This is a genomic window from Kineococcus vitellinus, assembly GCF_009906315.1.
GTDB lineage: Bacteria > Actinomycetota > Actinomycetes > Actinomycetales > Kineococcaceae > Kineococcus > Kineococcus vitellinus.
Genome location: NZ_JAAALL010000117.1, coordinates 1 through 12,787 on the forward strand (window position 1 = coordinate 1; position 12,787 = coordinate 12,787).

17 protein-coding genes are annotated in these 12,787 nt (G+C 76.6%); 3 read left to right on the forward strand and 14 right to left on the reverse strand.

Annotated features, from left to right (window positions below):
- Window positions 1–5 precede the first annotated feature (5 nt).
- The 4 genes from GTQ99_RS11850 to ruvA all read right to left on the reverse strand — a co-directional run bounded on the left by GTQ99_RS11850 (window position 6) and on the right by ruvA (window position 2,887).
- A complete protein-coding gene (locus GTQ99_RS11850) occupies window positions 6–470 on the reverse strand; it encodes a preprotein translocase subunit SecD family protein (protein ID WP_166615938.1) in 465 nt (154 codons plus the stop codon).
- Between the two features lie 95 nt (window positions 471–565).
- Window positions 566–949, reverse strand: a complete 384-nt coding sequence (gene yajC / locus GTQ99_RS11855) for a preprotein translocase subunit YajC (RefSeq protein WP_166615939.1) — start codon at window positions 947–949, stop codon at window positions 566–568.
- A gap of 217 nt (window positions 950–1,166) precedes the next feature.
- Window positions 1,167–2,231, reverse strand: coding sequence for a Holliday junction branch migration DNA helicase RuvB (ruvB, locus tag GTQ99_RS11860; RefSeq protein WP_166615940.1), 1,065 nt, complete (start codon window positions 2,229–2,231; stop codon window positions 1,167–1,169).
- Window positions 2,231–2,887, reverse strand: a complete 657-nt coding sequence (gene ruvA / locus GTQ99_RS11865) for a Holliday junction branch migration protein RuvA (RefSeq protein ID WP_166615941.1) — start codon at window positions 2,885–2,887, stop codon at window positions 2,231–2,233. The genes ruvB and ruvA overlap by 1 nt, the downstream gene beginning before the upstream one ends.
- Before the next feature lie 107 nt (window positions 2,888–2,994).
- Between ruvA and GTQ99_RS11870 the strand changes: the two genes are divergently transcribed.
- Window positions 2,995–3,699: a dienelactone hydrolase family protein gene (locus GTQ99_RS11870; protein ID WP_338074937.1), complete on the forward strand. Its 705-nt coding sequence runs from the start codon at window positions 2,995–2,997 to the stop codon at window positions 3,697–3,699.
- A 66-nt stretch (window positions 3,700–3,765) separates the two neighbouring features.
- On the opposite strand, the gene ruvC is transcribed toward GTQ99_RS11870, so the two are convergent.
- The 9 genes from ruvC to pgsA form a co-directional block, all read right to left on the reverse strand.
- Window positions 3,766–4,350, reverse strand: coding sequence for a crossover junction endodeoxyribonuclease RuvC (gene ruvC, locus GTQ99_RS11875; protein ID WP_166615943.1), 585 nt, complete (start codon window positions 4,348–4,350; stop codon window positions 3,766–3,768).
- 69 nt (window positions 4,351–4,419) lie between these two features.
- On the reverse strand, window positions 4,420–5,181 hold the full coding sequence (locus GTQ99_RS11880; protein ID WP_166615944.1) for a YebC/PmpR family DNA-binding transcriptional regulator: 762 nt from the start codon (window positions 5,179–5,181) through the stop codon (window positions 4,420–4,422).
- Between the two features lie 89 nt (window positions 5,182–5,270).
- Window positions 5,271–5,918: a pyridoxal 5'-phosphate synthase glutaminase subunit PdxT gene (gene pdxT / locus GTQ99_RS11885; RefSeq protein WP_338074938.1), complete on the reverse strand. Its 648-nt coding sequence runs from the start codon at window positions 5,916–5,918 to the stop codon at window positions 5,271–5,273.
- A gap of 23 nt (window positions 5,919–5,941) precedes the next feature.
- Window positions 5,942–6,466, reverse strand: a complete 525-nt coding sequence (locus GTQ99_RS11890) for an NUDIX domain-containing protein (RefSeq protein WP_166615945.1) — start codon at window positions 6,464–6,466, stop codon at window positions 5,942–5,944.
- Between the two features lie 10 nt (window positions 6,467–6,476).
- Complete coding sequence (gene pdxS, locus GTQ99_RS11895) at window positions 6,477–7,403, reverse strand: pyridoxal 5'-phosphate synthase lyase subunit PdxS (RefSeq protein ID WP_166615946.1); 927 nt, start codon at window positions 7,401–7,403, stop codon at window positions 6,477–6,479.
- A gap of 66 nt (window positions 7,404–7,469) precedes the next feature.
- Window positions 7,470–8,003, reverse strand: coding sequence for a hypothetical protein (locus GTQ99_RS11900; RefSeq protein ID WP_166615947.1), 534 nt, complete (start codon window positions 8,001–8,003; stop codon window positions 7,470–7,472).
- On the reverse strand, window positions 8,000–9,145 hold the full coding sequence (locus tag GTQ99_RS11905) for a glycosyltransferase (protein WP_166615948.1): 1,146 nt from the start codon (window positions 9,143–9,145) through the stop codon (window positions 8,000–8,002). The genes GTQ99_RS11900 and GTQ99_RS11905 overlap by 4 nt, the downstream gene beginning before the upstream one ends.
- Window positions 9,142–10,095, reverse strand: a complete 954-nt coding sequence (locus tag GTQ99_RS11910) for a phosphatidylinositol mannoside acyltransferase (protein WP_166615949.1) — start codon at window positions 10,093–10,095, stop codon at window positions 9,142–9,144. Before GTQ99_RS11910 ends, GTQ99_RS11905 begins: the two co-directional genes overlap by 4 nt.
- Window positions 10,092–10,730, reverse strand: coding sequence for a phosphatidylinositol phosphate synthase (pgsA, locus tag GTQ99_RS11915; RefSeq protein ID WP_166615950.1), 639 nt, complete (start codon window positions 10,728–10,730; stop codon window positions 10,092–10,094). Before pgsA ends, GTQ99_RS11910 begins: the two co-directional genes overlap by 4 nt.
- 132 nt (window positions 10,731–10,862) lie before the next feature.
- Between pgsA and GTQ99_RS11920 the strand changes: the two genes are divergently transcribed.
- Together GTQ99_RS11920 and GTQ99_RS11925 are read left to right on the forward strand one after the other, a co-directional pair.
- Window positions 10,863–11,333 (forward strand): hypothetical protein, encoded by a 471-nt coding sequence (locus GTQ99_RS11920; protein ID WP_166615951.1) that lies wholly within the window; start codon window positions 10,863–10,865, stop codon window positions 11,331–11,333.
- Window positions 11,330–12,211, forward strand: coding sequence for an HTTM domain-containing protein (locus GTQ99_RS11925; RefSeq protein ID WP_166615952.1), 882 nt, complete (start codon window positions 11,330–11,332; stop codon window positions 12,209–12,211). The genes GTQ99_RS11920 and GTQ99_RS11925 overlap by 4 nt, the downstream gene beginning before the upstream one ends.
- Here the strand turns inward: GTQ99_RS11925 and GTQ99_RS11930 are convergent.
- A partial coding sequence (locus tag GTQ99_RS11930) for an HIT family protein (protein WP_338074939.1) occupies window positions 12,208–12,787 on the reverse strand: 580 nt, incomplete at its 5' end. The two genes, GTQ99_RS11925 and GTQ99_RS11930, sit on opposite strands and share 4 nt — an antisense overlap.

A 12,787-nucleotide genomic window follows, 5' to 3' on the forward strand; every position in this document is an offset into this window, starting at 1 on the left:
GTGCTCTACGCCGAGGCCGACGGGGCGACGTCCTCGGCGTAGAGCACCACGCGCATGCGCAGCTGCGCCGAGGAGGAGATGAGGTCCAGCTGCTCGCGGGTGGCCCTGCCCGGGATGGACACCGAGATGTTGCGCCCGCCCTGGACCTGCACCTCCGCCTCGGCCAGGCCGGTGGCGTCGACGCGCTGGCGGATGATGTCGGCGGCGCGCTGCACCTGCTCCGGCGGCACCTCGGCCCCCTCGGTGGAGCGCGGGGTCAGCACCACCTGGGTGCCGCCCTCGAGGTCGAGCGCGAGGCCCGGTGTCCAGCGGGCCGTGCTCCAGATCGAGCCGGCCGCCACCGCTCCGAAGAGCGCGAGGACGACGAGGACCAGCACCACGAGGGTGCGGCCCGGGTGGGGTCGGCGGATCGGTGCGCCGCGGCGCACGCGGGGGGGCCCGCCGGGGGGCAGGGACCTGTCGTTGGACACTCAGAACCTCGGGACGGCGCTCACCGGGTGACGGATGTTCACCCGGTCAGCGCAAGCTTGTCACTGCTCGTGGACGACTGCTGTCTTATCAGTAATCACTGTGCCCGAGTGGCACCGCCGGGAGCGTCGTCGTCGCGCGGGGTCTCCTCCGGCTTGGCGAGGTTCAGGCCCCCGGGCGCCTGCTCCTGCGCCGACGGCGCCGAGGCGGCGGGAGCGTCCACGGCGGGGACGACGCGGGCGACGGCCCGGCGGGTCCACCGCGTGTGCAGGCCGGGGGCGATCTCGAGGACCACCACGTCCCCGTCCACCTCGACGACCGTGCCGAACATGCCGGAGGTCGTCATGACCTCGGCGCCCGGACCCACGTTGCTCTGCATCTCCTGCTGCGCCTTGCGCTGCTTGTTCGTCCGGCTGAACATGAAGACCAGCAGGGCGACCATGATCAGCAGGAAGACCAGCTGGCTGCTGCCACCACCCACGACAATCCCTCTCCGCGCCGGCGGGAACGACGGCTCACCGGCGCCTGCGCCGGCCTGGTGCCGGCACGGCCGGGCAACGGCGGAGGCGCCCGCGCGGTTCCGCGCGGGGCCGCACCGGGCACGACCTGCCCGGGGAGTCTAGACGGGTCACCCACCCGGCCCAGCGCTGCGGGCGGCGGCGGCGCGCCCGGCCCGGGCCTCCTCCGGCACCGCCGGCTCAGGCCTCGTCGTCGGCCGGTGCGTCCTCGTCGGCGGGCGCCTGCCAGCTCCCGCCCACCGGCGCGTCGCGCGGCGGGGTCAGCCCCAGGTGCGCCCACGTGGCCGGCAGCGCGATCCGCCCGCGCGGCGTGCGCCCCAGCAGGCCCTCGCGCACGAGGAACGGCTCGGCGACCGTCTCGACGGTCTCGGCCTCCTCCCCCACGACCACCGCGAGCGTGGACAGGCCCACGGGCCCACCGCCGAAGCGGCGGCACAGCGCGTCGAGCACCGCCTTGTCCAGGCGGTCCAGGCCCAGCTCGTCCACCTCGTAGACCTGCAGGGCGGCGCGGGCCGCGTGGCGGTCGACGATCCCCGAGCCGCGCACCTGCGCCCAGTCGCGCACCCGCCGCAGCAGCCGGTTGGCGATGCGCGGCGTGCCGCGCGAACGGCCGCCGATCTCGGCAGCACCCTCGGCGGTCAGCTGCACCCCCAGCAGGGAGGCGCTGCGGCGCAGCACCTGCACGAGCTCCTCGGGGCTGTAGTAGTCCAGGTAGCCGGTGAAGCCGAAGCGGTCGCGCAGCGGCGCCGGCAGCAGCCCGGCGCGGGTGGTCGCCCCGACGAGGGTGAACTTCGGCAGCTCCAGCGGGATGGCCGTCGCACCGGGCCCCTTGCCGACGACGACGTCGACCCGGTAGTCCTCCATGGCCATGTAGAGCATCTCCTCCGCCGGCCGGGCCATGCGGTGGATCTCGTCGAGGAAGAGCACCTCCCCCTCGTCCAGCGAACTCAGCACCGCGGCCAGGTCGCCGGCGTGCTGGATGGCCGGGCCGCTGGACTGGCGCAGCGGCGCGCCCATCTCGGAGGCCACGATCATCGCCAGCGTCGTCTTGCCCAGGCCGGGGGGGCCGGAGAAGAGGACGTGGTCGCTGGGCGCCTTGCGCGCCTTGGCCGCGTCCAGCACCAGCGACAGCTGCTCGCGCACGACCTTCTGGCCGACGAACTCGTCCAGCCCGTGCGGGCGCAGCGCCGACTCGGCGGCGCGCTCGTGCTCGTCGGCGCCCGAGGTCACCAGCCGCTCGCCCATCAGCGCCCCGACAGGTGGCGCAGGGCCGCGCGCAGCGTCGCGGCCACGTCGAGAGGGGCGGGGGCGGCGCCCGCCCCGTCGTGCGCGGGAGCGCCCGCCGGGTCGTCCGCGGAGGCGTCCCCGGTGACGACGTCGACGGCGTCCCCGGCCTGCTTGGCGGGGTAGCCGAGCCCGACGAGCGCGTCGACGACCTGCTGGCGGCGCACGTCCCCGGCCGGCGCCTGCTCGACGGGGGCGCTCGAACCGGCCCCCAGGGGCGGGCCGAGCCGGTCGCCGAGCTCCAGGCAGATGCGCTGGGCGCCCTTCTTGCCGATGCCCGGCACCCGCACCAGCGCCGCGTGGTCCTCGGCGGCCACGGCGGCGCGCAGCCCGTCGGGGCGGTGGACGGCGAGCATCGCCAGCGCCAGCCGCGGCCCGACGCCGGAGACGGTCTGCACGACCTCGAAGACCTCGCGCTCGTCGGCCTCGGAGAAGCCGAACAGCGTCAGGGAGTCCTCGCGGACCACCAGGGAGGTGTGCAGCAGCGCCTCCTCGCCGACCCGCAGCCCGGCGAGCGTGGCCGGGGCCGCCTGCACGAGCATCCCCACTCCCCCCACCTCCACGACAGCGGAGTCCAGCCGCACCGCGAGCACCTGCCCGCGCACCGACGCGATCACCCGTCCCCGTCCCTCCTCGCCGAACACCTGTACGAGCCGAGGCTAGCCAGGGGCTCCGACACGACCCGCCAGGCGCGCCGCCGGGGCCGGGGTGCAGAGTGCCGCCCGTGAGCCACGAGCAGCACGAGAACCCCCGCCAGAACGTCACCTTCGACGCCGACACCGAGACCGGCCACGGGCACGGCTACCTGCGCGTGCCCGCCTCCGGCAGCGGCCCGGGCGTCGTCGTCATCCAGGAGTGGTGGGGGCTGACCGACCACGTCGTCGCCGTCGTCGACCGCTTCGCCGACGAGGGCTTCGTCGCCCTCGCCCCCGACCTGTACGGCGGGCGCACCACGCACGACTCCGCGGAGGCCGCGCGCTTCCTCGCCGAGCTGCCGCCCGAGCGCGCCGCCCGCGACCTCGCCGGCGCCGTGGACCACCTGCTGTCCCTGCCGGCGACGACGTCCTCGACCGTCGGGGCGGTGGGCTTCTGCATGGGCGGCGCCTTCGTCCTCGCCCTCGCCGCGCAGCAGGGCGGGCGCATCGGAGCGGCGGTGCCCTGGTACGGCGTGCCGGGTCCGGACACCGACTTCACCGGCCTGCGCGCGGCCGTGCTCGGCCACTTCGGCGCCGAGGACACCTCGGTGCCGCTGGAGGCGGTGCGGGCCACGGAGGCGCGCATCCGCGAGCAGGCCGGGGCCGAGGTGACGATGCACGTCTACCCCGCCCCGCACGCCTTCTACAACGACGAGCGGCCCAACTACCGCCGCGAGAGCGCGGAGCTGGCCTGGGAGCGCACCACGGGCTTCCTGCGCGAGCACCTGTCCTGAGCACCCCCGCCGCCGACCCCGCCGCCCGCGGCGGGTCGGCGGCGGGGTGGGCGACGGGTCGGCGGGTCAGCGGCGGACGGGGGCGGTGCCGCGCGCGGCGCGGGCCGCCTCGGCGTAGCCGTTGCGGCGGCCGGTGACGAGCGCGGCGTGCGCGGCCGCCTCCAGCCGCGAGCTGGCCCCGCCGCGCCACAGGTGGCACAGCGCCAGCGCGAGCGCGTCGGCGGCGTCGGCGGGCCGCGGCGGGGCGTCCAGCCCCAGGATGCGGGTCACCATCGCGGTGACCTGCGCCTTGTCGGCCGTGCCCGAGCCGGTGACGGCCGCCTTGACCTCGCTGGGGGTGTGCATGGCGACGGGCAGCCCGCGCCGGGCCGCGGCCACCAGGACCAGGCCGGCGGCCTGGGCGGTGCCCATCACCGAGCGCACGTTGGACTGGGCGAAGACCCGCTCGACCGCGACGACGTCGGGGCGGTGCAGGTCCAGCCACTGCTCCAGGCCCTCGCTGATGGCCAGCAGCCGCGCCTGCACGGGGTCGGTGGCCGGGGTGCGCACGACGCCGACGGCGACCATCGAGGCCCGCCGGCCGGTGCGCACGGCGTCGACCACCCCCACCCCGCACCGGGTGAGACCGGGGTCGACCGCCAGCACGCGCACGACCCCCACGATCGCACGTGGCGCTCGCGGGGGCCGGGGCGGGCGCGCCGACAGGGGCGCGGGGTGCGCTCAGGCGTCCTCGAGGGCCGCCAGCACGTCGTCGGACACGTCGTGGTTGGCGAAGACGTTCTGCACGTCGTCGCAGTCGTCGAGCGCGTCGACGAGGCGGAAGACCTTCGCGGCGCCGTCGGCGTCCAGCGGCACCTGGACGCTGGGCACGAAGCCGGCGTCGGCGGAGTCGTAGTCGATGCCCGCGGCCTGCAGCGCCTCGCGCACGGCCACCAGGTCGGTCGGCTCGCAGACGACCTCGAAGGTGTCGCCCTGGTCGGTGACCTCCTCGGCGCCCGCCTCGAGGACGGCGGACAGCACGTCGTCCTCGGTGAGGTCGGTGCCCTCCTTGCCGATGACGACGACGCCCTTGCGGCTGAACATGTACGCCACGCTGCCCGGGTCGGCCATCGAGCCGCCGTTGCGGGTCATCGCCGTGCGGACCTCCATGGCCGCGCGGTTCTTGTTGTCGGTGAGGCACTCGATGAGCAGCGCCACGCCGTTGGGGCCGTAGCCCTCGTACATGATCGTCTGCCAGTCGGCGCCGCCGGCCTCCGCACCGGAGCCGCGCTTGACCGCGCGCTCGATGTTGTCGGCCGGCACCGAGGTCTTCTTCGCCTTCTGGATGGCGTCGTAGAGCGTCGGGTTGCCCGCGGGGTCGCCGCCGCCGGTGCGGGCGGCCACCTCGATGTTCTTGATGAGCCGAGCGAAGCTCTTGGCGCGCTTGGCGTCGACCACGGCCTTCTTGTGCTTGGTCGTCGCCCACTTGGAGTGGCCGGACATCTGCTTCCCTCCGCCGTTCGCTCGCTGTCTGTGCTTGTCGGTGCTCGTCGGTGCTCGTCGGTGCTGCGGTGCCCGCGCCGGGCGGGGCCTCAGGCCGCCGTCCGCGCCGCCGCGTCGCGGACCACGCCCACGAAGTAGCGGTGCACCCGGTGGTCCCCGGTGATCTCCGGGTGGAACGACGTGGCCACCAGAGCGCCCTGCCGCACCGCCACGATCCTACCCGCGGCCGGTCCCGCGCCCAGCCGGGCGAGCACCTGCACGCCCGCACCGGCCTCCTCCACCCAGGGCGCGCGGATGAAGACCCCCAGCACGGGCGGGCCCCCGCCGGTCACCTCCTCCAGCGGGAGGTCCTCCTCCCAGCTGTCGACCTGGCGGCCGAATGCGTTGCGGCGCACGGTGACGTCCAGCCCGCCGAGGGTCTGCTGGCCGGCGGCGCCGTCGAGGACGCGGTCGGCGAGCAGGATCATCCCGGCGCAGGAGCCGTAGACGGGCAGCCCGCCGGCGATGCGCTCGCGCAGGGCCTCGCGCAGCTCGAAGACCCGCAGCAGGCGGTCGATGGTGGTCGACTCCCCGCCCGGCAGCACCAGGCCGTCGACCGCGTCCAGCTCGCCGCGGCGGCGCACGGTCACCGCGCGGGCCCCGCCGGCCTCGAGGGCGGCCACGTGCTCGCGGACGTCGCCCTGCAGGGCGAGCACGCCGATCGTGGGCCGCCGGGCGGCGGGGGTCGCGCTGGTCACCGCGGCAGCGTAGGCGGGCGGGGTCAGCCGATGGGCCGGGGGTCCCCCACCCACCGCGGCGGCAGCTGCGCGAGGAGCGGCACGAGGTCCGGGGGGTAGAACGCGACGCCCGCGACCGCGAGGTCCCCAGGCACCCACCAGCGCCACCCGCTCACCGAGGTCCGCTCGAGGTCGGTCCAGCCGGCGTCGTCCACGGCGAAGCCGTCCCGCACCCGGTGGACGAAGAAGAGCTCCTCCTGGCGGCACCTCTGCCCGAGGAAGTCGAACTCCGCGCTGCGCACCCACACCGGCCCGTCGAGCAGCGCGGGGTCGACGACGAGGCCGGTCTCCTCGCCCAGCTCGCGGACGGCCGCCGCCCGGGCGTCCTCGCCGGGCGCGCGGCCGCCGCCGACGGTGAACCACCAGTCGGTGCCGGGCTGCGCCGGGTCCGACCCGCGCAGCAGCAGCACCCGTCCCGCGCCGTCGAGCACGACGACGCGGGAGGCGCTGCGGGTGCGCAGGCCGTCGGGCCCGCGGCCCCACTCCGGGCCGAGCGGGTCGGTGCTCACCGGCGGCGGTTCACCAGCCGCGCTGGGCCAGGCGGTGCGGCTCGGGGATCGCCTCCACGTTCAGGCCCACCATGGCCTCGCCCAGCCCGCGGGAGACCTTGGCGATGACGTCGGGGTCGTCGAAGAACGTCGTGGCCTTGACGATGGCCTCGGCGCGCTGAGCGGGGTTGCCGGACTTGAAGATGCCCGAGCCGACGAAGACGCCGTCGGCGCCGAGCTGCATCATCATCGCCGCGTCGGCGGGGGTGGCGATGCCGCCGGCGGTGAACAGGACGGTGGGCAGCTTGCCCGTCTCCGCGACCTCGCGCACGAGGTCGTAGGGGGCGGCCATCTCCTTGGCGGCCACGTAGAGCTCGTCGGGGCTCATCGAGCGCAGCCGGTTGACCTCGGCGCGGATGGTGCGCACGTGCGTGACCGCGTTGGAGACGTCGCCGGTGCCGGCCTCGCCCTTGGAGCGGATCATCGCCGCACCCTCGGTGATGCGGCGCAGGGCCTCGCCGAGGTTGGTGGCCCCGCACACGAAAGGCACGGTGAAGGCGTGCTTGTCGATGTGGTGGGCGTAGTCGGCGGGGGTGAGGACCTCCGACTCGTCGACGTAGTCCACGCCCAGCGACTGCAGGACCTGCGCCTCGACGAAGTGGCCGATGCGGGCCTTGGCCATGACCGGGATGGACACCGCGGAGACGATCGAGTCGATCACGTCCGGGTCGCTCATCCGCGAGACGCCGCCCTGGGCGCGGATGTCGGCGGGCACCCGCTCCAGCGCCATGACGGCCACGGCGCCGGCGTCGGCGGCGATCCTGGCCTGCTCGGCGGTGACCACGTCCATGATCACGCCGCCCTTGAGCATCTCGGCCATGCCGCGCTTGACGCGGGCGGTGCCGACCACGGGCCCGGCGGGGGTCCCGGTGGCCTGCTCGGTGCTCTCGGTGCTCACGTGACGTCCGCCTCGGCTTCGTGTGGGGGTTGTGGGGCACGCGCAGTGTACGAGCGCCCGCCACCCTCAGCCGTCGCCGCCGTCCTCGAAGTCCGCCGTCTCCGGCAGCCGCGCGTGCCCGGCCAGCCGCGCCCAGCGCACCAGGCGCTTGGCCCGCAGCCGCCGGGTCTGCACGACGGCGTCGTTGTGGAAGCGCCGGGCCAGCCGCACCCGGTGCGCGGCGTCGGCCACCCGCACCAGCCCCGGCCCGTCGCGCTCGGGCAGGGCGGCCGCGAGCGCCCGGGACAGGTCGCTCTCCACCCGCCAGCGCTCCGCGTCGTCGGTGTCGGTGGCGTCGCGCAGCGCGGGCGGGGTGCGCGGGGCGTCGAGGCTGGCGGTGGCGGCGTCGGCGAGCAGCAGCGAGGAGGCCGGGTCCAGCTCGCCCGACGTGGCGTACTCCAGCGCCGCCGACGCCCGGCGGGTGAGCTCGGCGTCCAGCGCGGCCCGGCTGGTCTCCACCCGCCGGTGCAGCCGGTCGACGCGCTGGGCCGTCGCGGACAGGTACCAGGCCAGCGCGCAGAGCACGAGCAGACCGGTCAGCGCCCAGGCGACGGCGCTCACGGCGGCGTCCTGCGCCGGGCCGCCGCCGGGCGGGCCGCCTCGCCGGCGCGCACCGTCTCGTAGACGGCGAGCACCTCGGCCGCCACCACCGACCAGTCGTAGCGGCGGGCGGCGACCTGCCCGGCCGCCGACAGCCGGGCCCGCTCGGCGGGGTCGGCGAGCAGCGCGAGGACGGCGTCCGCGGCGGCCCGGGCGTCCCCGGTGGGGAACAGCCGGCCGACCCGGCCGTCCTCGAGGACGCGGCGGAAGGCGCCGAGGTCGCTGGCCACGACCGCCGCCCCCGCGGCCAGCGCCTCCACCAGGACGATGCCGAAGCTCTCACCGCCGGTGTGCGGGGCGAGGTAGACGTCGGCGCCGGCCAGCAGCGACTCCTTGGCCCGGTCGTCGACCGCGCCGAGGAACTCCACCGCCGAGGGGTCGTCCAGCAGCGCCCGGGCCGCGTCCACGTCACCGCGGCCGGCGACGAGGAAGCGGGCGCCCGGGAGGACGGCGCGCACCAGCGGGACGACCTCGCACAGCAGCGGCAGCCCCTTGCGGGGCTCGTCGAGGCGGCCGACGAACGCGACGACCGGCCGCTCGGACGTCCCGCTCCACGCCGGCCGCCGCGGTGCCCGCGCGAAGGCGTCGGTGAACACGCCGTTGGGCACGACGACCGCGTCGCCGCCGACGTGCTCGACGACGGTGCGCCGGGCGTCCTCGCTGACCGCGATCCGGGCGGCGATCTTCTCCAGGCTCGGGCGCAGCAGCGGGTAGGCGGCCTGCATGGCCCGCGAGCGCAGGTTGGCGGTGTGGAAGGTGGCCACGACGGGGCCCTGCGCGGCCCACAGCGCCAGCAGCGAGGTGCTCGGCGCCAGCGGCTCGTGCACGTGCACGACGTCGAAGCGGCCCTCGGCCAGCCAGCGCCGCACCCGGGCCGCGGTCACCGGGCCGAAGGACAACCGCGCCACGGAGCCGTTGTAGGGCACCGCGACGACGCTGCCGCCGGGATCGGCGAACGCCGGCAGCGCGCCCTCGTCGTCGGCGGGGGCCAGCACGCGCACGTGGTGGCCGAGGCCGAGCAGGTGCTCGGCGAGGTCGCGCACGTGGAACTGCACGCCGCCGGGCACGTCGAAGGAGTACGGGCAGACGACGCCGATCCTCACGCCCCTCCCCCCGCGGCGGTGCGGGCCCGCGGCGCGAGGTCGGCCGCGAACACCGGCTGCAGGACGTGCCACTCCTCGGGGTGGGCGCGCACCGCGGCGGCCAGCACGTCGGCGCACTCCTGGGTCATGGCCGCGACGGCCGCCCGCCGCTGCTCGCGGGCGCTGCGGCCGGGCTCGGCGGGCGGCACCCGCACCCGCGGCCCGACCCGCACGACGAGCTCGCGCACCCCGGCGCGCACCTCGTGGTGCAGGACGAAGGGGAACAGCGGCGCACCGCCGGCCAGCGCGAGCGCGGCGGGGCCGGTGGCCATGCGGACCCGCTCGCCGAGGAAGTCGACCTCCACGCCGCTGGCGGACAGGTCGCGGTCGGCCAGCAGCGGGACGAGGGCGCCCTCGCGCACCCGGCGCAGCAGCGTGCGGAAGGTGGTGGGGTCGCCCAGCGGCAGCACCTCCACCCCCAACGAGCGCCGGAAGCGCACGAACTGCCGGTAGACGCCCTCGGGGCGCAGCCGCTCGGCGACGGTCACCACGGGCGCGAGCTCGGTGCTCGACCACGCGGCGGCGTGGTCCCAGTCGCCGAGGTGGCCGAGGAAGCCGACGGCGCCACGGCCCTCGGCCAGCGCCGCGCGCAGCTCCTCACCGCCCTCGAAGCGCACGGTGGCGACGATGCGCTCGCGCGTCAGGGCCGGCAGCCGGAAGGCGTCCAGCCAGTAGCGGGCGTAGCTGCGCAGCCCCGCGCGCACGAGCGCGTCCAGCTCCGCCGGGCCGGCCGCGGGCCGCGCCCGGCGCAGGTTGGCGCGCAGCTGCCGCACCCGGGGGCCGCCGCGCGCGGCGACGCGGTCGGCCAGGTGCTCGACCAGCGCGTCCGCCGGCCCCTCGGGCACGACCGCGGCCAGGCGCCAGCCGAGCCGGAACCCGGCGCCGACGAGGGCGTCGCGGGCTCGGCTCACGCGTCGGCGGCGGCCGCGGCCGCGAGGGCCTGCCGGCGCACCGTGGTCATGCGCTGCACGACGGTCACGAGGCTTGCCGCGGCGAGCAGCCCGAGGACCACCTGCAGGAAGACCAGCGGCACCCCCAGACCGGTGAAGGTGGCCCCGACCAGCACGGCCACCAGCCGGTCAGAGCGCTCCGCGATGCCGACGTCCGCCGTGAACCCGAGCCCCTCGGCGCGGGCCTTGGCGTAGGAGACGATGCTGCCCAGGACCAGGCACAGCAGCGCCAGGCCGGCGGTGAGGGGGTCGTCGCCGCCGTCCGGGCCGCCGCGCGCGAACCAGACGGCCAGGCCGCCGAAGACGGCGCTGTCGCCGAAGCGGTCCAGGGTGGAGTCCAGGTAGGCGCCCCACTTGCCCGAGCGGCCCGTCGCCCGGGCCATGATCCCGTCGAGGGTGTCGGAGAAGACGAAGAAGGTCACCGCGATCGAGCCCCAGAACAGGTGGCCCGTCGGGTAGAGCACGAGGGCGCTGGCGACGACGCCGAGGGTGCCGGCGAACGTGACCGCGTCGGGCGTGAGCCCCATCCGCAGCAGCAGGTGCGCCACGGGGGCGAGGACCTTGGTGATCACCGCGCGCGCGTACCTGTTGAGCATCGTCTCGTCGTTCGTCGGGGACCCGGGACGCCTCAGGGTAGCCGTCGGCGCCGCCCGCGCGGCCACGCGTCCCGACGGCGCGTCGACGCGGGCGCGGCCCGGCGGGGGCGCGCCCTCGCCTAGGGTCGCGCTGTGCTCCGCCTGTCGGCCCCCGCGCGCTGGTGGCGCACCGCGCTGGCCCTGACCGCGCTGGCCCTGCTCGTGGACGGCACGCTGCGCGGGAACGACGACCGCTGGCCCTTCGCGCCGATGTCGCAGTACGCCTTCGCCGTCGACCTGGACGGCGAGGTCCGCTCCACGCACGTGCGCGCGCTCACGGTCGAGGGCGCCGAGGTGGTGGTGCGGCTGTCCCCGGGCGGGGTGGGGCTGCGCCGCGCGGAGGTGGAGGGGCAGCTGGGCCGCTTCGTGGCCGACCCCTCGCTGCTGGAGGCGATCGCGGCCGCCCACGCGCGCCGCCACCCGGACGAGGCCCGCTACGCGCGCCTGGACCTGGTGCAGGACGTCAGCGGGCTGCGCGCCGGCAGCGTCACGGGCACCCGCACCGAGCGGCTGGCCACCTGGACGGTGCCGGACCCGGCGCACCCGATGGGCTGCTGCCGGTGAGCGCGGGCGCCCGCGCCGGCGCGGCGTGGCGCTCGTGGTGGTTCCCGGCGCTGCCGCTGCGGCGGGTGGCGCTGCTGCGCACGCTGCTGCACCTGTTCGTGGTCCTCGACGCCTGGCGCATCACCGCGTGGCCGCTGGCGCACGGGGACGTGCCCGCCGAGCTGTACCGGCCGCTGCTGCTCTTCCGGCTGCTGCACGTGCCCGCCCCGGCGCCGCCGGTGACGCACCTGGCGCTGGGGGTGCTGACGGCGAGCGCGCTCGTCGTGGCGGCCGGTCGCCTGCCCCGGCTGGCGGGCGCGGTCTGCGCCGCCGCGTACCTGTACTGGCTGGGCAACGCCTTCGGCTACTCGAAGGTCGACCACGACCACCTCGCGCTGCTGGTGGCGCTGTGCGTGCTGCCGACGGTCGGCGCGGCCCGCGGGGGCGGCGGGGAGCGCGCGGAGGGCGCGCGCAGCGAGGCGGCCGGGTGGGCGCTGCGCTGCGTGCAGGTGGCGGCGGTCTGCACGTACTTCCTGGCCGCGCTGGCCAAGGTGCGCTTCGGCGGGTGGGACTGGGCGGGCGGCGCGGTCCTCGCGTGGGCGGCCTCGCGCCGCGGCGGCGGGTTCAGCCGGCTGCTGCTGTCGGTGCCGCACCTGGCGGTGCTCCTGCAGCACCTGGTGCTGCTGGCGGAGTTCGCGAGCCCGGTGCTGCTGTGGCTGCGGGGGCGGGCGCTGGCGGCGGCGCTGGTGTTCTGGGGGCTGTTCCACCTCGGCACGTACCTGACGCTCGGCATCCACTTCCTGCCGACCGTCGTGTGCCTGCTGGCGTTCGTGCCGCTGGAGCGGGTGTTGCCCCGGCTGCCCCGGCTGCGTGGCCGGGTGCCGGCGCTGCGGCGCTAGCCGGGCCCGGTCGTCCAGGCCGCGGCCAGCCGGGCGCGGGTGTCCTCCAGCAGCTCCGGCATCGCCTTGGTGCGGCCGACGACGGGCAGGAAGTTCGCGTCGCCCTCCCAGCGGGGCACGACGTGCTGGTGCAGGTGCGCGGCGATGCCCGCGCCGGCGACGGCGCCCTGGTTCATGCCGATGTTGAAGCCCGCCGGGGCCGAGGCCGCGCGCAGCGTGAAGACGGCGGCGCGGGTGAAGGCGGTGAACTCGGCCAGCTCGTCGGGCTGGAGGTCGACGTAGGCGGACACGTGCCGGTAGGGGCACACCATGAGGTGGCCGGGGTTGTACGGGAAGAGGTTGAGCACCGCGAACACGTGCTCGCCGCGGTGCACGAGCAGCCCCTCGGCGTCCGAGCCGCGCGGGGCGCGGCAGAAGGGGCACGCGTCCGGGTCGTGGGGGTCGGCGGGCTTCCTGTCGCCCTTGATGTAGGCGAGCCGGTGCGGCGTCCACAGCCGCCCGAACCCGTCGGGCTCGCCCGCGAAGCCCTCGGAGGGCTCCGCCGGGGGCTGCCCGGCGGGCCGGGCAGCCCCCGGC